The sequence below is a fragment of the Streptomyces sp. NPDC101110 genome (assembly GCF_044759525.1).
Taxonomy (GTDB): domain Bacteria; phylum Actinomycetota; class Actinomycetes; order Streptomycetales; family Streptomycetaceae; genus Streptomyces.
Genome location: NZ_JBIVZM010000005.1, coordinates 449,687 through 471,548, shown reverse-complemented (window position 1 = coordinate 471,548; position 21,862 = coordinate 449,687). Strand labels below are relative to the sequence as shown.

Annotated in this window: 17 protein-coding genes; 3 read left to right on the top strand and 14 right to left on the bottom strand. The window is 71.4% G+C overall.

What is annotated here, in order from left to right; genetic code table 11:
• Positions 1 to 47: 47 nt before the first annotated feature.
• The 3 genes from galK to galT are packed head-to-tail and all read right to left on the bottom strand — an operon-like array spanning position 48 to position 3,228.
• Positions 48 to 1,202, bottom strand: coding sequence for a galactokinase (galK, locus tag ACIQU3_RS14680; RefSeq protein WP_403925215.1), 1,155 nt, complete (start codon positions 1,200 to 1,202; stop codon positions 48 to 50).
• On the bottom strand, positions 1,202 to 2,170 hold the full coding sequence (gene galE, locus ACIQU3_RS14675; RefSeq protein WP_403733028.1) for a UDP-glucose 4-epimerase GalE: 969 nt from the start codon (positions 2,168 to 2,170) through the stop codon (positions 1,202 to 1,204). Before galE ends, galK begins: the two co-directional genes overlap by 1 nt.
• A complete protein-coding gene (gene galT, locus ACIQU3_RS14670; RefSeq protein WP_403925212.1) occupies positions 2,167 to 3,228 on the bottom strand; it encodes a galactose-1-phosphate uridylyltransferase in 1,062 nt (353 codons plus the stop codon). Before galT ends, galE begins: the two co-directional genes overlap by 4 nt.
• Positions 3,229 to 3,392: 164 nt before the next feature.
• Between galT and ACIQU3_RS14665 the strand changes: the two genes are divergently transcribed.
• Both ACIQU3_RS14665 and ACIQU3_RS14660 read left to right on the top strand, forming a co-directional pair.
• Positions 3,393 to 5,072 (top strand): sodium:solute symporter family protein, encoded by a 1,680-nt coding sequence (locus ACIQU3_RS14665; RefSeq protein ID WP_403733023.1) that lies wholly within the window; start codon positions 3,393 to 3,395, stop codon positions 5,070 to 5,072.
• Between the two features lie 30 nt (positions 5,073 to 5,102).
• Complete coding sequence (locus ACIQU3_RS14660) at positions 5,103 to 5,420, top strand: hypothetical protein (RefSeq protein WP_366712707.1); 318 nt, start codon at positions 5,103 to 5,105, stop codon at positions 5,418 to 5,420.
• 309 nt (positions 5,421 to 5,729) lie between these two features.
• Here the strand turns inward: ACIQU3_RS14660 and ACIQU3_RS14655 are convergent, their stop codons facing one another.
• From ACIQU3_RS14655 to rsmI, 11 genes are all read right to left on the bottom strand, one after another.
• The gene (locus tag ACIQU3_RS14655) at positions 5,730 to 6,410 is read right to left on the bottom strand and encodes a LuxR C-terminal-related transcriptional regulator (RefSeq protein WP_234850744.1); all 681 of its coding nucleotides are present in this window, start codon (positions 6,408 to 6,410) and stop codon (positions 5,730 to 5,732) included.
• 257 nt (positions 6,411 to 6,667) lie between these two features.
• Positions 6,668 to 8,599: a PQQ-binding-like beta-propeller repeat protein gene (locus ACIQU3_RS14650; protein WP_403733019.1), complete on the bottom strand. Its 1,932-nt coding sequence runs from the start codon at positions 8,597 to 8,599 to the stop codon at positions 6,668 to 6,670.
• A gap of 58 nt (positions 8,600 to 8,657) precedes the next feature.
• Entirely contained in the window at positions 8,658 to 10,418 is a 1,761-nt protein-coding gene (locus ACIQU3_RS14645) for a PQQ-binding-like beta-propeller repeat protein (RefSeq protein WP_403733016.1), read from the bottom strand.
• Positions 10,419 to 10,610: 192 nt separating this feature from the next.
• Positions 10,611 to 12,422, bottom strand: a complete 1,812-nt coding sequence (locus tag ACIQU3_RS14640) for an ABC-F family ATP-binding cassette domain-containing protein (protein ID WP_403733013.1) — start codon at positions 12,420 to 12,422, stop codon at positions 10,611 to 10,613.
• Positions 12,423 to 12,493: 71 nt separating this feature from the next.
• Entirely contained in the window at positions 12,494 to 13,708 is a 1,215-nt protein-coding gene (locus ACIQU3_RS14635) for a hypothetical protein (protein WP_403733008.1), read from the bottom strand.
• Between the two features lie 65 nt (positions 13,709 to 13,773).
• Positions 13,774 to 14,676, bottom strand: coding sequence for a 4-(cytidine 5'-diphospho)-2-C-methyl-D-erythritol kinase (locus tag ACIQU3_RS14630; RefSeq protein WP_403733005.1), 903 nt, complete (start codon positions 14,674 to 14,676; stop codon positions 13,774 to 13,776).
• A complete protein-coding gene (gene rsmA, locus ACIQU3_RS14625; RefSeq protein ID WP_403733000.1) occupies positions 14,673 to 15,563 on the bottom strand; it encodes a 16S rRNA (adenine(1518)-N(6)/adenine(1519)-N(6))-dimethyltransferase RsmA in 891 nt (296 codons plus the stop codon). The genes ACIQU3_RS14630 and rsmA overlap by 4 nt, the downstream gene beginning before the upstream one ends.
• 39 nt (positions 15,564 to 15,602) lie before the next feature.
• Positions 15,603 to 17,195 (bottom strand): ubiquitin-like domain-containing protein, encoded by a 1,593-nt coding sequence (locus ACIQU3_RS14620; RefSeq protein ID WP_403925209.1) that lies wholly within the window; start codon positions 17,193 to 17,195, stop codon positions 15,603 to 15,605.
• A gap of 142 nt (positions 17,196 to 17,337) precedes the next feature.
• Complete coding sequence (locus ACIQU3_RS14615) at positions 17,338 to 18,228, bottom strand: TatD family hydrolase (protein WP_403732997.1); 891 nt, start codon at positions 18,226 to 18,228, stop codon at positions 17,338 to 17,340.
• A 79-nt stretch (positions 18,229 to 18,307) separates the two neighbouring features.
• Positions 18,308 to 18,736 (bottom strand): hypothetical protein, encoded by a 429-nt coding sequence (locus ACIQU3_RS14610; RefSeq protein ID WP_403732994.1) that lies wholly within the window; start codon positions 18,734 to 18,736, stop codon positions 18,308 to 18,310.
• 298 nt (positions 18,737 to 19,034) lie between these two features.
• Positions 19,035 to 19,883 (bottom strand): 16S rRNA (cytidine(1402)-2'-O)-methyltransferase, encoded by an 849-nt coding sequence (rsmI, locus tag ACIQU3_RS14605; RefSeq protein ID WP_403732991.1) that lies wholly within the window; start codon positions 19,881 to 19,883, stop codon positions 19,035 to 19,037.
• 110 nt (positions 19,884 to 19,993) lie between these two features.
• Here rsmI and ACIQU3_RS14600 point away from each other — a divergent pair, with 110 nt between their 5' ends.
• Positions 19,994 to 21,742, top strand: a complete 1,749-nt coding sequence (locus ACIQU3_RS14600) for a dolichyl-phosphate-mannose--protein mannosyltransferase (RefSeq protein ID WP_403732988.1) — start codon at positions 19,994 to 19,996, stop codon at positions 21,740 to 21,742.
• Positions 21,743 to 21,862 lie beyond the last annotated feature (120 nt).

Sequence of the window (21,862 nt, the reverse complement as noted above, 5' to 3'; positions counted from 1 at the left end):
GTGCTCTCCCCCCGGGGGGGGGGGGAGGGCGCCGTCGGTGTCGGGGGTCAGGGGAGGCGGTGGGCTCCTGGGGAGGGGACTGCTTCGAAGACGCGGGGTGTGGTGAAGCCGGCCGATGCGAAAGCCTCTGTCACCGCCTTGGTGACGGTGTCCACGTCCGCCTCCTCCGCGAGGACGATCGCCGAACCGCCGAAGCCGCCGCCCGTCATGCGGGCGCCCAGCGCGCCGTTGGCCAGGGCCGTGTCGACGACCAGGTCCAGTTCGGGGCAGGAGATGCGGAAGTCGTCGCGGAGGGAGGCGTGGCCCTCGACGAGGACCGGGCCGATCGCGCGGGTCTCGCCCGACTCCAGGAGGGAGACGACCCGTTCGACGCGTTCGTTCTCGGTGACGATGTGGCGGACCAGCCGGCGGACCTCCTCCTCGTCGCCGAGGCGGGCCAGGGCCGCGTCCAGGTCCGCGTAGGGCACGTCCCGCAGCGCATCGACGCCCAGCAGGGCCGCGCCCTTCTCGCAGCCGGCCCGGCGCTTGCCGTACTCGCCCTCGCTGTGGGAGTGCTTGACCTGCGTGTCCACGACCAGCAGGCGCATGCCCTCGGCCGCCAGGTCGAAGGGGATCTGCTTCTGGGAGAGGTCGCGCGTGTCGAGGAACAGCGCGTGGCCGGTCTCGCAGCAGGCCGACGCCGTCTGGTCCATGATGCCGACGGGGGCACCGACGTAGACGTTCTCCGCGCGCTGGCACAGGCGGGCCAGTTGCCAGCCCTTCAGGCCCAGTTCGTACAGGTCGTCGAGGGCCAGCGCGACCACGACCTCCAGCGCCGCCGACGACGACAGGCCCGCGCCGGAGGGGACCGTCGAGGCGAGGTGGATGTCGGCGCCGGTGACCGGGTGACCGGCCTCGCGCAGCGCCCACACCACACCCGACGGGTACGCCGTCCAGTTCCGGTCGGCCTCCGGCACGAGCTCGTCGATGCGCAGCTCGACGGCCCCGCCCCCGACGTCCGCCGAGTGCAGGCGCAGCACGCCGTCCGTGCGCCGGGAGACGGCTGCCACGGCGGTGTGCGGCAGCGCGAAGGGCATCACGAAGCCGTCGTTGTAGTCGGTGTGCTCACCGATGAGGTTGACGCGGCCCGGGGCCGCCCAGACACCCTCGGGGGCGGCTCCGTAGAGCTCCTCGAACCCGTCCCGCACCTGCTGTGCGCCCACTACTGCTCCCTTGCGATGTTCTGCGCGAAGTCCCACGCGTCCGCGACGATTCCCGCGAGGTCCGCGCGGGAGGGGTTCCAGCCCAGCTTCTCGCGGGCGGTGTCGGCCGAGGCCACCAGGACCGCCGGGTCGCCGCCCCGGCGCGGGGCCACGACCTCGGGGATCGGGTGGCCGGTGACCCGGCGGACCGTCTCGATGACCTCGCGGACCGAGAAGCCGTTGCCGTTGCCGAGGTTGCAGATCAGGTGCTCGCCGGGGGTGGCGGACGTCAGGGCCAGCAGGTGGGCCTCGGCCAGGTCCGCGACGTGGATGTAGTCGCGCACGCAGGTGCCGTCCGGCGTCGGGTAGTCGTCGCCGAAGACCGAGATCGCCTCGCGCCTGCCCTGCGCCACCTGGAGGACCAGCGGGATCAGGTGGGACTCGGGGTCGTGGCGTTCGCCGTGGGCGCCGTACGCGCCCGCCACGTTGAAGTAGCGCAGGGAGACCGCGCCCAGGCCGTGCGCCCCGGCCTCGCCCGTGATCATGTGGTCGACCGCGAGCTTGGAGGCGCCGTAGGGGTTGGTCGGGGACGTGGGCGCCGACTCGACGATCGGGACCTGCTCGGGCTCGCCGTACGTCGCCGCCGTCGAGGAGAAGACCAGCTTGCGCACGCCCGCCTCGCGCATCGCGGCCAGCAGCGCCATGGTGCCGCCGACGTTGTTGTCCCAGTACTTCTCCGGCTTCACGACCGACTCGCCGACCTGCGAGAACGCGGCGAAGTGCAGCACGCCGTCGAAGGAGGAGTCCAGCCATTTCGCGGCGTCGCGGATGTCGCCCTCGACGAACGACGCGCCCGCCGGGACGCCCTCACGGAAGCCCGTGGAGAGGTTGTCGAGGACCACGACCTCGTGACCGGCTTCCAGCAGGTGCTGGGCGACCACGCTGCCGACGTATCCCGCGCCGCCCGTCACCAGGTACTTCCCGCTCATGAACTCGCTACCTCTCGCAGTCGCTCGGCCGCGCGCTCCGGCGGCACGTCGTTGATGAACACGTTCATGCCGGACTCGGAACCCGCGAGAAACTTCAGTTTGCCGGAAGTGCGGCGGATGGTGAAAAGCTCGAGGTGCAGCGCGAAGTCCTCGCGCACGACGCCGTCGAACTCCTCCAGGGAGCCGAACGGGGCCTGGTGCCAGGCCGCGATGTAGGGCGTGGGAGGTTCACTCTCCCCGAAGATCCGGTCGAAGCGCCTCAAGAGTTCCAGATAGACCTTGGGGAATTCTGTGCGCGCGTCCTCGTCGAGGCCGAGCAGGTCGGGCACGCGGCGCTTGGGGTAGAGGTGCACCTCGTAGGGCCAGTGGGCCGCGTACGGCACGAAGGCCGCCCAGTGCTCCCCCTCCAGGACGAGCCGCTCGCCCGCGAGTTCGCGCTCCAGGACGGCGTCGAAGAGGTTCTCGCCGCCGGTCATCTCCTTGTGGGTCGCGGCCGAGCGGAGCATCAGCGCGGTGCGGGGGGTGGTGAAGGGGTAGGCGTAGATCTGGCCGTGCGGATGTCCGAGGGTCACGCCGATCTCGGCGCCCCGGTTCTCGAAGCAGAACACCTGCGCGACGGACGGGAGGTGGGACAGTTCCGAGGTGCGGTCCGTCCAGGCGTCCAGCACCAGGCGGGCCTGTTCCTCGGTGAGGTCGGCGAAGGAGGCGTTGTGGTCGGAGGTGAAGCAGACGACCTCGCAGCGGCCCGAGTCGCCGGCGAGCGAGGGGAAGCGGTTCTCGAAGACGACGACGTCGTAGGACGAGTCGGGGATCTCGCTCAGCCGCTCGCCCTCGGAGGGGCACAGAGGGCACTTGTCGGCCGGCGGGTGGTAGGTGCGGCCCTGGCGGTGGGAGGCGATGGCAACGGAGTCGCCGAGGAGGGGGTCACGGCGGATCTCGGACGTGGTGACGGTGCGGTCCAGCGGCCGGCGGTCGGTCGCGTCCCGCACGCTGTCGTCACGCAGGTCGTAGTAGATGAGCTCGCGACCGTCGGCCAGCCGGGTCGAGGTCTTCTTCACGCCGGACTCCTTGTCCTTCAAACAGAACCCAACATATCAAAACGCAACCCACCACAGACGTCAACATCACAATCAAACAAAGTGCATCACCAAACGGGTTCAATTGCTGAACGCGGAGAAGAAGATCCCGCGAGGTATCGGTTCGCGCAACGAAGCGAGGGCTCATGCAAACCCCCACATATCTGTCGGCCGAGCTACGACTCCCCACCAACTGGCTCGACTACACGATCCTCGGCATCTACTTCCTCGTCGTCCTCGGCATCGGTTTCGCCGCCCGCCGCTCGGTGAAGACCAGTCTCGACTTCTTCCTCTCCGGACGCTCGCTGCCCGCCTGGGTCACCGGTCTCGCGTTCATCGCGGCCAACCTGGGGGCCACGGAGATCCTGGGCATGGCCGCCAACAGCGCCCAGTACGGCGTCTACACCACGCACTGGTACTGGATCGGCGCCATCCCGGCCATGGTCTTCCTCGGCCTGGTGATGATGCCCTTCTACTACGGCTCGAAGGTGCGCTCGGTCCCCGAGTTCCTGCTGATGCGCTTCGACCGGGCGGCGCACCTGCTCAGCTCGGTCCTCTTCGCCTTCGCCGCGATCCTCATCGCGGGCGTCAACCTCTACGCCCTGGCCATCGTCGTGGAGGCGCTGCTGGGCTGGCCGGAGTGGGTCGCCATCGTCGTCGCCGGCTTCTTCGTCCTGGCGTACATCACCCTGGGCGGCCTCTCCTCGGCGATCTACAACGAGGTCCTCCAGTTCTTCGTGATCCTGGCGGCGCTCATCCCCATCACCTTCCTCGGGCTGAAGAAGGTCGGCGGCTGGGACGGGCTGTCCGACTCCCTCACGAAGAGCCACGGCGCCGACTTCATGACGTCCTGGGGCGGTACGGGCATCGGCAGCGACAACCCCCTCGGCGCGAACTGGCTGACGATCGTCCTGGGCCTCGGCTTCGTCCTCTCCTTCGGCTACTGGACGACGAACTTCGCCGAGGTGCAGCGCGCGCTGTCCGCGAAGAACCTCTCCGCCGCCCAGCGCACCCCCCTGATCGCCGCGTTCCCGAAGATCTTCATCGTGTTCCTGGTGATGATCCCGGGCCTGGTCGCCGCCGTGCTGGTCCCGAAGATCGGCACGTCCGGCTCCGACCTCCAGTACAACGACGCCATCCCCTACCTGATGGAGCAGCTGCTGCCCAACGGCGTGCTGGGCATCGCCGTCACCGGTCTGCTGGCGGCGTTCATGGCGGGCATGGCGGCCAACGTGTCGTCGTTCAACACCGTGTTCACCACGGACATCTGGGCGAAGTACGTCGTGAGGGGCCGCGAGGACGAGTACTACGTCCGCTTCGGCCGCCTCATCACCGCGATCGGCGTCCTGGCCTCCATCGGCACGGCGTTCCTCGCCCGCTCGTTCTCCAACATCATGGCCTACCTGCAGACCCTCTTCTCCTTCTTCAACGTGCCGATGTTCGTGGTCTTCATCATCGGCATGTTCTGGAAGCGGGCGTCCATGAAGTCCGGGTTCTGGGGGCTGATCGCGGGCACCACCGCCGCGATGGTCAACTACTTCGTCCTCTACAAGCAGGACATCGTCGACATCCCCTCCGACCAGGGGGCCAACTTCGTCTCGGCGATCGCCGGCTTCGTCGCGGGCGCGGTGGTGATGGTGGCGGTGTCGCTGTTCACGGCACCCAAGCCGGCCGAGGAGTTGCAGGGGCTGGTCTACGGCACGCGTTCGCCCGGCATGGCCGAGCCGCCCGCGCCCGGGGACGAGGCCTGGTACCGCAAGCCGGCACTGCTGGGCTGGGGTGCGATCGTCCTGGCCGCGGCCTGCTACATCCCGTTCTCGTTCTGACCGAACCCCGACCGAGGAGTGTGATCGCACATGTCCGAGTTCTACTCCGAGAAGGACCTGCAGCGGGAAGTCACCGAACTGCAGGGCAAGTCGGCGACCGCTGCGCGGCTGTTCGACATCCGGCGGATCATCGGCGGGCTGTTCGTGGTCTACGGCGTGATCGTCACGATCGCGGGGTTCACGGCGTCCGACGCGGACATCGACAAGGCCGAGGGAGTGAACATCAACCTGTGGACCGGGTTGGGGATGCTGCTGCTGGGCGTGTTCTTCCTGGTCTGGCTGAAGCTGAGGCCTGCGGCTCCGGCGCCGCCGGGAGTCGAACCGGAGGACGACGAGCGGGTGGAGTGAGACGGGGTGTCCGGTGCGCTGCGTTGTTGCTGAGGCCGGGTGGGTCCGCAGCCCGGCGTAGCGGGGTGCCGCTGCGCCCACCCGTGCCGCCACTGGCGGCACGCATGCCCGCAGCTCGGGCGAGGCGAGCCACGATGCACGCGCACCCGCGTACGGCGAGAAGGGGACGTGTCGTGGGGTGTCCGCCCACAGCGGTTGGCGCGTCAACGAACAGTCGGTCGGACGCAAGTCGATCGCGCCGTTCCGAGGACGGGCACCCCCCCGACGCGGCCCCGACCCACCACGCGGCGATAGCGGCGGCGCCCCGGCTCACGGTTCCCGCTGCACCGGTCCCGCGCGGTCCAGCAAGCCCGTTCGGGCCGCCAGGGCCGCTGCTTCCAGGCGGGAGCCGACGCCCAGTTTCATCAGGACCCGCTGGACGTGCGTGCGTGCCGTCGACGGTGCGATGCCCATGCCGGCCGCGATCAGGCGCGTGTCCTCGCCGTCGGCGACCCGGACCAGGACCTCCACCTCGCGGGGCGTGAGCATCTGGAGCAACCGCTGGCCCTCGTCGTCCGGTTGGGCCGCGGGGTTGAGCAACTCACCGAACGCGCCCTGCAGCAGCTGCGGCGCCACCGCCGCCTCCCCCGCCCGCGCCTTCATGATCGCCCGCTCGACACCCTCTATGCGCTCGTCGTGCCGGACATAGCCGGACGCCCCCGCCGCGAACGCCGCCGCGATGCCCCGAGGGCTCGGCACCGGCCCCAGCACCAGCACCGCCACCTGCGGCCGCTCCCGTTTGATCCGCACCACCGGGTCGAAGACCCCCGGCTCGGCCGGCGCCGCCGTCCCCAGCAGGCACACCTCCGGCGCCCGTGTGATCACCAGCTCCGCCGCGCCCGCGGCCGGCGCCGCCGCGGCCAGCACCCGGTGCCCCCGCAGCTTCAGCGCCGAAGCCAGTGCCTCGGCCAGCAAACGGTGGTCGTCGACCACCATGAGCCGCACTCCCATCGAGTAACCCCCCAGTCACCCCAGCCCCCCATGGAAGCCCCCCGGCTCCCCCGCCTTCATGCCCCCGGAAGCTACACGCTTGTTCGACGTTGCGCTCCCCCTACCGGCGAGAATCGCCCCGGATCGCCGAAATTCCCAGCAATCCAGGTTGACGGCGCCAAACAGCTGTGGCCCCGCCCCTGAACAGGGACGGGGCCACATCGGCCACCAGTCGATCAATAACCGGTCAGTACCCGGTCAGAGCCCGGTCGGAGCGATCAGTCCGTACCGAAGCCGACCGCGAGATACTCCTTCTCCCGCACCGTCGACCGCTTGCTCGCGTACACCTTCGACATGTAAAGGTGCCCGTCGGCGTACAGGAACTCGGAGTACTCCGGCGACATGCTGGTCTCCACGTCGCGGACCGAGTCCGTCGCGGGGTTCTGCAGCAGCGTCGTCTCCTTGAAGCTGCCCCCGGCGATGCTCACGACCTGTCCGCCCTTGTCGTAGGGAGGACGCTTGTACGCGATCAGGTTGCCGCCGTCCATGCGCAGCGGCGAGATCGTGTAGCCGTCGCCCGCGTCGGCCCGCTGCCCGGTCTGCTTGCCGGTGGCGAGGTCGAAGGCGACGATCTCGTTGGTCTGGCTGTACTTGCCGGTGCCGTCGTGCTCCTCGGTGGGCAGGTACAGCCGGTCGTTGCCGACGGCCAGCAGGGTGCACGCCTCGACGCGGGTGATGCCCTCGCAGCGGGCCGCGAACTGCTCGCCCGGCGCGGAGATGCGCGTGCGCAGCTTGCCGGTCTTGCTGTCGATGGAGAAGAAGTCGGAGATGCCGCTGCCGTCGCCCGCGGAGTCGCCGACGTCGGCGGCCACGACCAGCGGGTTGGTGGACACGATGCTCGCGTACTCGATGCCCTCGGTCATCTTGTACTCCGAGACCACCTTCCCGGACTTCGGGTCGATGGTCTGGATGTGCAGCTGCCGCTGGTCGTACGGGCCGCACTTGCGCACCGCGACGAGTTTGTCGCCGCCGCCGTAACCGGCGTCATAGCAGGAGTCGGCCGGCTTCGGGCTCCACAGTTGCTTGCCGGAGACGTCGAAGGCGGCGCCGCCGCTGGTGCTGCCGACGGCGACGGTCTTCCCACTGAGGGTGATGTTGTCGAAGTTGACCAGCTGGTCACCGCTCTTGACCGTCTTGGTCCACAGCCTCTTGCCCGCGTCGAGGTCGATGAGGGCGATCTGGCTGCACCCGTGCGACGGGTCGGCCTTGGTGGGCATGGCCGGCTGGTAGAGGATCGCCGTCAGGTTGTCGTCGGTGACGTGACGGCTGGCCTGGCAGACCGGGCCGGCCAGCGGCAGCTTCCACAACTCGCTGCCTTTGTCGCGGTCGTAGCCGACGATCCGGGCGATGCCGCTCTTGACGTACGCCTTGTCGGTGAGCCACGAGCCGGAGACGACGACCGTGCTGTCGTTCTTCACCTCGGGCGCCGGGACCTGGAAGAGGACCTTGGCGCTGGGGTCGGACGGCGCCTTCTCCTTGCCGGAGTCGGTGCCGCCGTTGCCGTCGTCCGTGCCGCCGGTGCCGCCGCTCTGGCCGGCGGTGTCGTTCTGCCTGCCCTCGTCCTTGCCGGACGAGGCGTACCAGACGCCGCCGCCGATGATCAGGGCGATCGCCAGGACCGCGGCGACGATGATCAGCAGCTGCACGTTGCGCTTCTTGCCGCCGCCCGGCTGTCCGGCCTGCGGCTGCGGCACGGTCTGCTGCGGATAGCCGTAGCCGGGCTGCTGCCCGTAACCGGGCTGGCCATAGGGCGCCTGCGGCTGCCCGTACGGTCCCGGTTGCTGGCCCGGGTAGCCGTAGCCGGGCGGGGCCTGCGGAGGCTGGGGCGCCGGAGCACCCTGCGGATACCCGTAACCCTGCGGAGGCTGGGGCGCAGGGGCACCCTGCGGATAGCCGTAACCCTGCGGAGGCTGGGGCGGGTTCTGCGGCGCGGACGGCGGAGGCGTCTGCGGCGCGGACGGCGTCTGGGGGTAGCCGTACCCCGGCTCCGGGGCCTTGCCGAGGTTCGGCCCGGACGCGGGCGGCCGGCCCTGCGGCGCAGTCTGCGGCGGGGTCTGCGGCTGCTGGTCCTGGGGCGGCTGCTCCGGGGGCGGGCCGAAGCCGCCCCCCTGCGGGGGCTGCTGAGGGGGCGGGGGCGGCGGCTGGGTCATGACGTGGGCACCTCGGGGGAGGGGACGGGCGACGAACGGAGTGCGGAAGGAGGAGGAGTCACTTGCCGTAGGCGAGCATCAACTTCTCCTTCGTGTCGTCGTTCCCGCTCAGCCGGGTCGTCGAGATGTAGAAGCGCCCGTCGACCCAGTCGATGTCCTTGGAGAAGAAGCTGTCCTCGACGTCCGCGGCGCCCTCCGGGTTCTGCAGCAGCTTGGACGGCTTGTGGCTGCCGCCGCCGGTCGGGATGGACACGATCTGCCCGCCCGCGTCGTACGACGGCTGCACGTAGGCGATGAGCTTGCCGCCCTCGGTCTTCACCGGCAGCATCGACTCGTCGGAGGGGGACTTCACGCGCCACTTCTCCTTGCCGTTCGCGAGGTCGATCGCGACGATCTCGTTGGCGCCGGTGGTGGCCTTGGTCGGCAGGTAGAGCGTGCTGTCGTCGGCGGCCACGCCTTCGCAGCCCGTGAGGTCGCGCTCCAGGATGGCCCAGCCGCACTCGGGGGCGAAGTCCTCGTCGAAGCCGACCTGCGAGCGGAACTTGCCGCCGGAGGTGAAGGTGGAGATGTTCCAGGCCTTCTTGTCCTCGTTGGTGCTGTACACGACCAGGGGGCTGACCGAGTAGGTGCGCGCGACCCGCCATCCCTTGTCGAACGGCTGGGTCCACCTGGCCTTGCCGGTCTTCGGGTCGAGCTCCTGGACCTCGTCGTGTTCCTTGTCGCTGCCGGCGCCGCAGGAAGAGACGGCGATCAGCTTCTCGCCGCCGGCGAACGCGGCGGGGAAGCAGGCGTTGCCGTACTTCTTCTTGTCGAAGAGCTTGTCGCCGTTGGTGACGTCGTAGGCCGTGCCGGACTGGGAGCGGCCCACCATCAGGGTCTTGCCCGTGATGGACAGTTCGACGGAGAGCGTGGAGTCGAACAGGGCGCCGTCGGCGACCTGTTCCTTCCAGCCCTTCTCGCCGGTGGCGAGGTCGATCTCCTGGAGCTGGTTGCACTTGGCGCGGTCGCTCGAGCCGCTCATGTACGCCACGACGATCTTGTCGTCGGAGGTCTTCTGCGGGGTCGTCGCGCAGATCTTCTGCGGGAAGGTGATCGCGTCCCAGGTGGGCTTGCCGTCACCGACGTTGTAGGCGAAGAGCTGCTTGTAGGCGGCCTTCACGGCGGTTTTGCCCGTGATCCACATGCCGTCGGCGTCGGCGCCGGAACCGGGCGCGTCGGGCGCCTCCTTGTACCAGAGGACCTTGGCCTCGCCGGCCTGGCGGCCCGCGTTGAGGTCCTCCGGGTCCTCGCCGCCGTCGCCGCTGCCGTCACCGGGGTTGACCGGTGCGGAGGAGCCGGGCTTGGCGTCGTCGGTCTTCTGGGCGACCGGCTTCTTCTTACCCTTGCCGTCGTCACCGCCGGTGACGGCCCACACGGTTCCGCCGACCACGAGCAGCGCGGCGACCGCGGCACCGATGATCATCGCGGGCTTGCCCTTGAAGGGGTTGCTCGAACCGCCTCCGGGCGGGGTTCCGGGCGCGCCGGGGTACTGCGGCTGCTGCGGGTAGCCGTAGCCGGGCTGGCCGTACGGGCCGGGCTGCTGCGGCTGACCGTAGGGGCCTGGGTGGTACGGGCCCGGCTGCTGCGGCTGACCGTAGGGACCGGGCTGCTGCGGGTAGCCGTAGCCGGGCTGCGGCGGGCCCTGCGGGGGCGGCGGCGTCTGGGGCGGGCCCTGGGGCGGTGGCGGAGTCTGCGGCGCCCCGTAACCACCGCCCTGCGGCGGCTGGTTCTGCGGTGCTCCGAAGCCACCGTGCGGTGGCTGACTGGGCGGCTGAGTCATCAGCGGCTCCCCCGTTCGATCACTGATTTTTAGCCACACCCTGAAATGCCCATGGGGCTCAGAGATGCTTCATAAAGTTCTAAGACGGCTCTTTCTATCACTCCGTTCCCACAGCGGAGCGGGCCGCCTCACCCCCTGTTCCCAAGGGAGAACCGGCCCGTGATGCCGCCGTTATGCGTCTTCACGCACCCTTCACGCGTCCTCGGCGAGTTCCAGCCAGCGCATCTCCAGTTCCTCGCGCTGACCGGCCAACTCCCGCAGCTCCGCATCCAGTTCGGCTACTTTCGCGAAGTCCGTGGCGTTTTCGGCGATTTGGGCGTGGAGCTTGGTCTCCTTCTCGGAGACCTTGTCGAGCTGCCGCTCGATCTTCTGGAGCTCCTTCTTGGCGGCGCGCTGGTCGGCCGCGCTCTTCTCCGGGGCGGCGGACTGCTGCGATGCGCCGGCGGAGGCCGAGGCGGCCGCGGCCTCCTCCATGCGCTGGCGTCGCTCCAGGTACTCGTCGATGCCGCGCGGCAGCATGCGCAGCGCGCCGTCACCGAGCAGCGCGAAGACGCGGTCGGTGGTGCGTTCGATGAAGAACCGGTCGTGGGAGATGACGATCATCGAGCCGGGCCAGCCGTCGAGGACGTCCTCCAGCTGCGTCAGCGTCTCGATGTCGAGGTCGTTGGTGGGCTCGTCGAGGAAGAGGACGTTGGGCTCGTCCATGAGCAGGCGCAGCAGCTGGAGCCTGCGGCGCTCACCGCCGGACAGGTCGCCGACGGGCGTCCACTGCTTCTCCTTGGTGAAGCCGAACGTCTCGCACAGCTGCCCGGCGGTCATCTCCCGCCCCTTGCCGAGGTCGACGCGCTCGCGCACCTGCTGCACGGCCTCCAGCACACGCGTGTTCGGGTCGAGTTCGGCGACCTCCTGGGAGAGGTAGGCGAGCTTGACGGTCTTGCCGACCCGGACGCGCCCGCCCGCCGGCTGCGCCTCGCCGTCGGTCCTGGCCGCCTGCGCCATGGCCCGCAGCAGCGACGTCTTGCCGGCGCCGTTGACGCCGACCAGACCGATGCGGTCGCCGGGACCGAGCTGCCAGGTGACGTGCTTGAGCAGGACCTTGGGGCCGGCCTGGACGGTGATGTCCTCCAGGTCGAACACCGTCTTGCCCAGCCGGGTCGACGCGAACTTCATCAGCTCGCTGCTGTCCCGGGGCGGCGGTACGTCCGCGATGAGCTCGTTGGCGGCCTCGACGCGGAAGCGGGGCTTGGAGGTGCGGGCGGGCGCGCCACGGCGCAGCCATGCCAGCTCCTTGCGGACGAGGTTCTGCCGCTTGGCCTCCTCGGTGGCGGCGATGCGCTCGCGCTCGGCCCGGGCGAAGACGTAGTCGGAGTAGCCGCCCTCGTACTCGTAGACCGCGCCGCGCTGGACGTCCCACATGCGCGTGCACACCTGGTCGAGGAACCACCGGTCGTGGGTGACGCAGACGAGGGCCGACCTGCGCTTCTGCAGGTGGCCGGCCAGCCAGGCGATGCCCTCGACGTCGAGGTGGTTGGTGGGCTCGTCCAGGACGAGCAGGTCCTGCTCCTCGATGAGCAGCTTGGCCAGCGCGATCCGGCGCCGCTCACCGCCGGACAGCGGGCCGATGACGGTGTCCAGGCCCTTGGGGAAGCCCGGCAGGTCGAGCCCGCCGAACAGGCCGGTGAGCACGTCCCTGACCTTGGCGTCGCCGGCCCACTCGTGGTCGGCCATGTCGCCGATGACCTCGTGCCGGACGGTGGCCTCGGGGTCGAGGGAGTCGTGCTGGGTGAGCACGCCGAGGCGGAGCCCGCCGGAATGCGTGACCCGGCCGCTGTCGGCGCTCTCCTGCTTGGCGAGCATCCGGATGAGCGTGGTCTTGCCGTCGCCGTTGCGGCCCACGACACCGACGCGGTCCCCTTCGGAGACGCCGAGGGAGACGCCGTCGAGCAGGGCGCGGGTGCCGTACACCTTGCTGACGTTCTCGACATTGACCAGGTTGACGGCCATTACTCTCCTGCCAAGGGGGATGGATCGACCCTCCAGGGTAGTCGCGCGCGGGGGTGCTCCGGCCGGGCGGTTCACCCGTCGGCCGCCGCCTCCCGGCGGCGCTGGTAGCGCCACACGTCCATCAGCCGCTCGTCGAAGGGCAGCTCCGGATCGACGGGGCCGATCCGCTGCTCGGCCTCCACGCAGCGCGGGTCGTCGCGCACGGCCAGGCCGGATACGGCGCCGACGCGGATCGCCTGCCGTTCGTCATGGGTGAGCGCGACCAGCGCGTCCCCCGCCTCGGGCTCGCCGCCCCGGTGGTGGGCGAGCCAGTGACACACCGCCTCGCGGACGCCGGGGTCCTCGTCATGGACCAGGGTGAGCACGCTGGTGAGGCTCTCGGGGCGGTGCACGGTCTGCGGCACCAGGGCGCGCACCCGCGGGTCCGGGTGAGTGAGGTACGACAGCCCGACCGCCTCGATCTCGGGGGAGCTGTCGTGGGTCATCGCGTGCAGGAGGACCGCCAGCACCTGCGGGTCCTCCTCCTGTTCCGCCCAGGGCACGAGCTCCCGGCCCCGGTCCCAGAACGGCTGGGCGCCCTTGGTGACGTCTCCGAGGATCAGGGACAGCAGGAGGTCGGCGGCGAGCAGGCGGTGCAGCCGGTCGGGGTGGTTGAGCAGGTCCCGGCTCCACTGCCAGGTCTCCTCGTCGGTTCGCCGGCCGAGCGTGAACACCACGTCGCACCACACGACGTGGTCCCGGTCGGGGTGCGCGAGGGCTCGGGCGACGAGTTCGTCGAAGGGGGTGCGGATGCCGTACAGGGCCTCCATGGACGTCAGGACGGCCCGGTGCTCGTCGCGCACGGTCATGGGGCCGAGCGTGAGCTGCTCGCACCACCAGCCGATCTCGTCGTCCTCGACCCGGGTCCGCTCGACGGGCCCGGTGAGGCCGGTGAGGCGGCGCAGTTCGGCCTCGGCGCCCGCCTCGGTCCAGCGCCGGGCCCTGGCCAGCAGGTCGGCGCGCGCCGGTGCCGGGAGCGGGATCCGGCTGGTGGCGAGCGCATGGGTCAGCAGGTGCGACCCGCCCTCCACCGCGCGCGTCAGCGGGGTGCTGCCGTCGGGCAGCGGGCGCAGGGGGTCGGCACCGCCGCCGAGCAGCGCCTCGGCGACCGGTGTGTCGTAGGCGGCCACGGCGAGGCACAGGACCGGCAGGCCCTCCGCGAGGGTATCGGGGTCGGCCCCGTCGTCCAGCAGGGCCCGGACCTCGTCCGGGTCTCCGCGCCGCACGGCCTCGACCAGTCGCTCCACGCCTGCGCTCCCCCTCGTCGACGACCGGGGGAGCCTAGACAACGGTCGGCTGCCGGGGCACCTGATTAACCGGCGGCGGCCACCGTCGCCCCCGGGGCCGGGCCCGACGCCGTGCGCACCGTCCGGCACGTTCCCGACGTCAGCAGGGCCTGCGCCACCGCGGCCGCCGCCTCCGGGCCCCGGACCAGGAAGGCGGTGGTCGGGCCGGAGCCCGAGACGAGTGCGGTGAGGGCACCGGCGGCCCGGCCCGCGGCGAGGGTGCCGGCCAGTTCCGGGAAGAGGGAGAGGGCGGCGGGCTCGAGGTCGTTGGAGACGGCGGCGGCGAGCGCGTCCGGATCGCCCTTGGCGAGGGCGGCGAGGAGTTCCCCGGAGGCGACGGGCTCGGGGATGTCCGTGCCCTCGCCGAGCCGGTCGAACTCGCGGAACACCGCCGGGGTGGACAGGCCCCGCCCGGCCATCGCGAACACCCAGTGGAAGGTGCCGCCGACCTCCAGGGGCGTCAGCTGCTCGCCCCGCCCGATACCGAGGGCGGCCCCGCCGACCAGGCTGAACGGCACGTCGCTGCCCAGCTCCGCGCAGATGTCGAGCAGTTCGTCCCGGGAGGCGCCGGTCCCCCACAGGGCGTCGCAGGCCACCAGGGCTCCGGCACCGTCCGCGCTGCCGCCGGCCATGCCACCGGCTACGGGGATGTCCTTGGCGATGTGGATGTGGACGCCGGGGCTGCGTCCGTACCGTGCGGCGAGCGCCTCGGCGGCCCGCGCTGCCAGGTTCGTGCGGTCCAGGGGGACCTGGTCGGCGTCCGGGCCGTCGCAGGTGACGCGCAGCTCGTCGGCGGGGGTGACGGTGATCTCGTCGTAGAGGCCGACCGCGAGGAAGACGTTGGCGAGGTCGTGGTAGCCGTCGGGGCGGGCGGCGCCGACCCCCAGCTGGACGTTGACCTTGGCCGGGACGCGGACCGTGACGCTCACGCGGTCTCCTTCTCCTGGTGCCGGTTCGCCTTGTGCTCGGCGATCCGCGCGAACTCCTCCACGGTCAGCGACTCGCCCCGGGCCTGCGGCGAGACCCCGGCGGCGAGCAGGGCCTCCTCGGCGGCGGCGGCCGATCCGGCCCAGCCGGCCAGCGCGGCCCGCAGCGTCTTGCGGCGCTGGGCGAACGCCGCGTCGACGACGGCGAACACCTCCCGCTTCGAAGCCGCCGTCTTCAGCGGCTCGCCCCGGCGGACCAGGGAGACCAGACCGCTGTCGACGTTGGGCGCGGGCCAGAACACGTTCCGCCCGATGGCACCGGCCCGCTTGACCTCGGCGTACCAGTTGGCCTTGACCGAGGGGACGCCGTAGACCTTCGAGCCGGGCGGGGCGGCGAGCCGGTCGGCGACCTCCGCCTGGACCATGACGAGGGTGCGTTCGATGGTCGGGAAGGTGTCCAGCATGTGCAGCAGCACCGGGACGGCCACGTTGTAGGGCAGGTTGGCGACCAGCGCGGTCGGGGCGGGCCCCGGCAGCTCGGTGACGTGCATGGCGTCCGAGTGGACCAGGGCGAACCGGTCGGCGCGCTCCGGCATGCGGGCCGTGACGGTCGCGGGCAGCGCGCCGGCGAGCACGTCGTCGATCTCCACCGCCGTGACCCGGTCGGCGGCCTCCAGCAGCGCGAGGGTGAGCGACCCGAGTCCCGGGCCGACCTCGACGACCACGTCGTCGGGGCGGACCTGTGCGGTGCGGACGATACGGCGGACGGTGTTCGCGTCGATCACGAAGTTCTGTCCGCGTTGCTTGGTCGGGCGTACGCCGAGGGCTGCCGCGAGTTCGCGGACGTCGGCGGGGCCCAGGAGGGCGTCGGGGGTGGGGCTGCTGGTCACGGGGACAAGGGTACGGGGGGGTTCCGGAGCCGGGGTCCGCTACCCGTGCAGCCGTTCCCCGCAGTGCGGCCACGGGCTGGTGCCCCGGCGCACGTAGAGCTTCTTCGCCCGGTACGTCTGCTCCGCCGCCGGGGCGTCCTGGGGGCGGCCACGGCCCCCGAGGGACTGCCAGGTACGGGTGTCGAACTGGTAGAGGCCGCCGTAGGTGCCCGAGGAGTCGACGGCGTCGGGCCGTCCGCCGGACTCGCAGGCCGCGAGTCCCTGCCAGTCGAGGTGGTCGGCGCCCCGCACGGACGACGGGCGCGGCTTGGTGCCGACCTTCACGATCTGCGGGCGCGGCTCGCGCACCACCTCGGACCCGATCAGGCGCGGCTTCTGGCGGACGCCGTTGACCGTGCGCAGGGAGAAGGTGACCCGGCGCAGGCCCGGCTCGCCCGCCCGCTCCACCACCTCGGTGCCGCGGAACAGGGCAGGGTCCTCCGCCCACCGCACCTGGAACGGGATCTGCTCCTCACGGACCTCCTCGCCGCCGGTGATGCGCAGCACCGTGACGGTCTGCCCGTCGCGCGGGAAGCTGCCCTGCGGGACCGAGGTGGTGTCCTGGCCGCGCAGGGTATTCCCGGCCTCCTCGACGGCCTCCCGAACGGTCGCCGCGTTGGTGCGTACCGTGCGGGCGCGGCCGTCCGCCATGATCGTGACCGTGCGCTCGGTCCGCACGTCCAGCGCGAGCCCTTCGCGTCCGATGTGCCGCGAGCGCGAGGTGGACACGTACGCGCCCTCCTGGCGTACGCCGAGCTGCCGCAGCGCTCTCTCCACCGTGTGGGCGGTCGTCCACACCTCACGCCGGTGTCCGTCGAGGGTGAGCCGCACGGGACGGGCGTAGTGCACGGCGATCTCGTCGCCGCTGCTGATCCGCGTGCCGGGGCCGGGCGCGACCAGGTCGTGGGGGCCGATCTCGACGTCCTCCTCCGCCAGCAGCTCGGTGACGTCGTCGGCGAAGGTGTGCAGGGTGCGGGCCTCGCCGTCGACGTTGAGCTCGATCGCCTTGTCCTCGGCGACGAACGCCGTGGTGCCGCCGGCCAGGAAGGCGACGACGAGGGCCTGCGGGAGCAGCCGTCGCACGGGACCGTCCGGGCGCTCGGCGTAGCGCGCCTTGCGTCGGCGTGCGGACCTGCGGTGCGAGCCGTTGCGCGCCGCGGCACGCGACCCGGCGCGCACGCCCGGGCCGGGCTCGGGGTGCCCCACGGGCCGGGCGGCGGGGGCGGACCCGCCGTGCGGGGCGCCCTGCCGGGGCAGTGCGGGCAGGGTCGGCGCCTCGTAGGCGGGCCGGTAGGTGTCCTCGCGGGCGCCGGGGGGTGCGGGCGTGCCGTGGGCGAGGGTCTCGGCGCTGTGCAGATCCGCCGGCGACACGCCGAGCCCGCCGTACACCGGGTCGGCGGCGCGGGCGGGGTTGTAGGCCCTGTACGCCTGATACGCCTCGTACGCCGTCTCGTACGTCTCGCATGCTTTGTTCGGCTCGTACGTCTCGTGACGCTCGTACGGCTCGTACGGCTCGTACGGCACGTACGGCACGTACGGCACCGTGGCGTACGGCTCGTACGTCTCGTACGTCTCGTACCGGGAGTTGCTCACGCCGACGCGCTCCAGGGGCCGGAGGGGGTCCAGAGGGGTCCGGATCGGGCCCCCAGAACCTAGCGGAGCGGTCGTCACTCTCCAAAGCGACGCGACTACGCACAGTCGTACGGTGAGGATGGGCGGTTGGCGACCGGGCGGGTCAGTAGCCGAACGCGCGTGCCGTGTTGGCGCCGAGGGCCGTGGCCAGTGTGTCCTCGTCGACGCCGCGCACCTCGGCCATGGCCCGCACCGTGATCGGCACGAGGTAGGGGGCGTTGGGCCGCCCGCGGTAGGGAGCGGGGGTGAGGAAGGGCGCGTCCGTCTCGACGAGGAGGAGTTCCGGCGGGGCCACCGCCACGGCGTCCCGCAGGTTCTGGGCGTTCTTGAAGGTGACGTTGCCGGCGAAGGACATGAAGTAGCCGGCGCTCGCGCAGATCCCGGCCATCTCGGCGTCGCCCGAGTAGCAGTGGAAGACGGTCCGCTCGGGGGCGCCCTCCTCCTTCAGCACCCGCAGGACGTCGGCGTGGGCCTCGCGGTCGTGGATGACCAGGGCCTTTCCGTGCCGCTTGGCGATCTCGATGTGGGCGCGGAAGGACCGCTCCTGCGCCTCCTTGCCCTCGGGCCCGGTGCGGAAGTAGTCGAGGCCGGTCTCGCCGACGCCCTTGACCTGGGGCAACGCGGCGAGCCGGTCGATCTCGGCGAGTGCCTCGTCCAGGGCGGCCGGCCCGCCGGGTTCGCGGGAGCCCTGCCGCGACCACCCGTCGGGGTCGCCGTGCACGATGCGGGGTGCCTCGTTCGGATGCAGGGCGACCGTCGCGTGGACGGCGTCGTGCGCGGCCGCCGTCTCCGCGGCCCACCGCGAGCCCTTCAGGTCGCAGCCGACCTGAACGACCGTCGCCACCCCGACCGACGCCGCCTTCGCCAGCGCCTCCTCGACCGTGCCGGACTGCATGTCCAGGTGGGTGTGGGAGTCGGCGACCGGCACCCGCAGGGGCTCCGGAAGGGGCGGGGCCGCGTTCTTGTCCTGGCGGCCGGAGGCGTTCGAAGGCATGCCCCGATCCTACGAAAGGGGTACGCCCTCCCCGGTGGGGGAGGACCGGGGAGGGCGTCGACAAGGGAATCCGGACGGGTCAGCTCGCCTTGCGCTGGAAGGGGTGCAGCAGATCGGACAGGTGCCAGTGGTGGGATTCGCCCTGCTGCCGGCCGGCCGTCGTCCCGGCCTCGGCGTCCGCGGTGGGCGCCTCCACGGGCCCGGCGGGCGGCGGCAGCCGCCGGGGCCGGTGGGCCGCGTCGCGCGCCGAGGCGACCCGCCCGGGCCGCATGATCCGCACGACGTGGCTGTCGCAGTTGTGGCACTCGGGCTTGCTCAGCGGGGAGGGCACCACCTTGCCGTTCGCGACGTAGAGGACGAACTCGTGCCCCGCGGCGTCCCTGTGGTGCTCTATCTCGTACGACTGCTCCCAGCCGTGCCCGCACCGCATGCAGGCGAAGGAGTAGGACTCGTTGACGACTGCGGTCGCACCGGCGCGGAGCCCGGTCTGCCCTGCGATCTCACTCATGCCAGCTCCTGTTGGTCCGCTGTGACGTGGGGACGATTCCGTCCCCGCAACCCAGTGGACTCCTCGGGCGGACCGATGGCAGCCGACCTGTCGACTATTGGCCCCGATTTGGGCGTCCCTTGCCCCTGCACCCCTTCTGCTTTGCTCAGGCATGGGGCGCACGCTCAAACGACATGCGCCCTGCTCAGAGGGTGTTCAGCACCCTGGGGGAGCGCCCCGGAAGGGGCGCGGGGAACTGCGCGATCAACCCCCACAACCCGCGCCCCGCAAACCACCCCGAGCCCCACCCCGAACCCGGCTAGGGAGTGGCATTCTTCGCAGCGACCACGGCATCGAAAACGACCCTCTTCGGCACCCCGGCCTCCACCGCCACCGCGGCGATCGCCTCCTTGCGCCGCTCCCCGGCCTCCTCCCGCACCCGGACCCGCCGCACCAGTTCCTCCGGGCCGACCTCCTCGGGGCCCTTGTCCGGCGCCCCCTCCACCACGACGGTGATCTCCCCGCGCACGCCCTCCGCGGCCCACGCGGCCAGCTCCCCGAGCCCGCCCCGCCGGACCTCCTCGTACGTCTTGGTCAGCTCCCGGCACACCGCCGCCCGCCGCTCGGCCCCGAACACCTCGGCCATGGCCGACAGCGTGTCGTCGAGCCGGTGGGGGGCCTCGAAGTAGACAAGCGTCCGCCGCTCGTCGGCGACCTCCCGCAGTCGCCCGAGCCGCTCCCCCGCCTTGCGCGGCAGGAACCCCTCGAAGCAGAACCGGTCGACGGGCAGCCCGGACAGCGCGAGCGCGGTGAGCACCGCGGACGGTCCGGGCACGGCGGTGACCCGCACGTCCCGCTCGACCGCTGCGGCGACCAGCCGGTACCCCGGGTCGGACACCGACGGCATGCCCGCGTCCGTGACGAGCAGCACCCGCGCCCCGCCCACCAGTTCCTCCACCAGTTCCGGTGTCCGGGCGGACTCGTTGCCCTCGAAGTACGACACCACCCGGCCCTTCGGCGTGACGCCGAGCGCCTGGGTCAGCCGGCGCAGCCGCCGCGTGTCCTCGGCGGCGACGACGTCGGCTCCGGCCAGTTCCTCGGCGAGCCGGGGCGGGGCGTCCGCGATGTCGCCGATGGGGGTGCCTGCGAGTACGAGGGTTCCGATCACTCCCCCATCCTCCCAGGGGCGGCGGGTCGGGACTCCTCCCAGGGGCGGACGATGCGGACGCATACGGCCATGCACGGGACTCACACAGAACGGTTCCCTACGATGGCGCGGTGACCAGTACCGCATCCTCCACGGACACCCGCCAGGGCCGGACGCCGCTCGACCAGCGGCCGTCCTGGCAGCAGCGGCTGCGCCGCTTCGGCTACCAGGGGCAGCCCGGAAGCGACGCCCGCGACGTCCGTGACCGCCTGGTGCCGCCGTACACCGAGCCCTCGCCGCGCCTGTGGGCGGCGCTCGGCGTCCCGCACACGCTCGCGGTCCGGCTGGTGCGCTGGTCGGGCTGGATCGGGCCGCTGCTCGTGACCCTGCTGGCGGGCGTGCTGCGGTTCTGGAACCTGGGCAGCCCCAGGGCGGTGATATTCGACGAGACGTACTACGCGAAGGACGCGTGGGCGCTGGTCCACCGCGGGTTCGAGCTCAACTGGGACAAGAACGCCAACGACCTGATCCTGTCGTCGGGCGGCCATGTCACGCTGCCGTCGGACGCGGCGTACGTCGTGCACCCGCCGGTGGGCAAGTACGTCATCGGGCTCGGCGAGTTGATGTTCGGGTTCGAACCCTTCGGCTGGCGGTTCATGACCGCGCTGCTCGGCACGCTCTCCGTGCTGCTGCTGTGCCGGATCGGCCGCCGCCTGTTCCGCTCCACCTTCCTGGGGTGTCTCGCGGGCGCGCTGATGGCGGTGGACGGGCTGCACTTCGTGATGAGCCGCACCGCGCTGCTCGACGGTGTGCTGATGTTCTTCGTGCTGGCCGCGTTCGGCTGTCTGCTGGTGGACCGGGACCGGGCCCGGGCGCGGCTCGCCGCCGCGCTGCCGCTGGACGAGGACGGCCGGGCCCGGCCCGACCGGCACACGGCCGAGACGGCCAGGCTGGGATGGCGCCCCTGGCGCTGGGCGGCGGGCCTGATGCTGGGCCTGGCCATCGGCACGAAGTGGAACGGCCTCTACATCCTGGCCGCGTTCGGCCTGATGGCGGTGTTGTGGGACGTCGGCTCGCGACGGGTCGCCGGTGCGCGGCACCCGTACTCGGCGGTCCTCAAGCGGGACACGGGACTGGCGTTCCTCGCCACGGTCCCGGTCGCCCTGGTCACCTACCTGCTGTCCTGGACCGGCTGGATCCTCTCCGCGACGAACGGCTCCGGCGGCTACTACCGCAACTGGGCCGCGACCGGCGGCAAGGGCGGCGGCTGGTCGTTCCTGCCGGACTGGCTGCGCAGCCTGTGGCACTACGAGCACCAGGTGTACGAGTTCCACGTCGGTCTGTCGTCGCCGCACACGTACCAGTCCAACCCGTGGAGCTGGCTCGTCCTGGGCCGCCCGGTGTCGTACTTCTACGAGTCCCCGGCCCCCGGCAAGGACGGCTGCCCCGCCGACGCGGGCGAGAAGTGCGCCCGCGAGGTCCTCGCGCTCGGCACGCCGCTGCTGTGGTGGGTCGCCTGCTTCGCGGTCCTCTACGTCCTGTGGCGCTGGTTCTTCCGCCGCGACTGGCGCGCCGGTGCCATCGCCTGCGCCATCGCGGCGGGTTATCTGCCCTGGTTCATGTACCAGGAGCGGACGATCTTCTTCTTCTACGCCGTCGTCTTCCTGCCGTTCCTGTGCCTGGCGGTGGCGATGCTGCTCGGCGCGATCATCGGCCCGCCCCGCTCCTCCGACACCCGCCGCGTCGCGGGCGCCACGGCAGCAGGCGTCCTGGTCCTCCTGATCACCTGGAACTTCATCTACTTCTGGCCGCTGTACACGGGCCAGGCCATCCCGATCGACGACTGGCGGTCGCGGATGTGGCTGGACACGTGGGTCTGATCGGTGTTCGGTCAAAAATCGAAACGCCCGCCCCGCCGGTAACCGCTTACGCATAGAGTGCTCCCGGGATCGAGCTTTCTGAACGCGTTCAAAGGAGCGCGGAAGGCTCAACGGGGAGGG

Bases quoted from the DNA above. Each gene is read 5' to 3' on its own strand.
- galE (WP_403733028.1), bottom strand. From the start codon at position 2,170: ATGAGCGGGAAGTACCTGGTGACGGGCGGCGCGGGATACGTCGGCAGC.
- ACIQU3_RS14665 (WP_403733023.1), top strand. From the start codon at position 3,393: ATGCAAACCCCCACATATCTGTCGGCCGAGCTACGACTCCCCACCAAC.
- ACIQU3_RS14660 (WP_366712707.1), top strand. From the start codon at position 5,103: ATGTCCGAGTTCTACTCCGAGAAGGACCTGCAGCGGGAAGTCACCGAA.
- ACIQU3_RS14655 (WP_234850744.1), bottom strand. From the start codon at position 6,410: ATGGGAGTGCGGCTCATGGTGGTCGACGACCACCGTTTGCTGGCCGAG.
- ACIQU3_RS14650 (WP_403733019.1), bottom strand. From the start codon at position 8,599: ATGACCCAGCCGCCGCCCCCGCCCCCTCAGCAGCCCCCGCAGGGGGGC.
- ACIQU3_RS14645 (WP_403733016.1), bottom strand. From the start codon at position 10,418: ATGACTCAGCCGCCCAGTCAGCCACCGCACGGTGGCTTCGGAGCACCG.
- ACIQU3_RS14640 (WP_403733013.1), bottom strand. From the start codon at position 12,422: ATGGCCGTCAACCTGGTCAATGTCGAGAACGTCAGCAAGGTGTACGGC.
- ACIQU3_RS14615 (WP_403732997.1), bottom strand. From the start codon at position 18,228: ATGCCTTCGAACGCCTCCGGCCGCCAGGACAAGAACGCGGCCCCGCCC.
- ACIQU3_RS14610 (WP_403732994.1), bottom strand. From the start codon at position 18,736: ATGAGTGAGATCGCAGGGCAGACCGGGCTCCGCGCCGGTGCGACCGCA.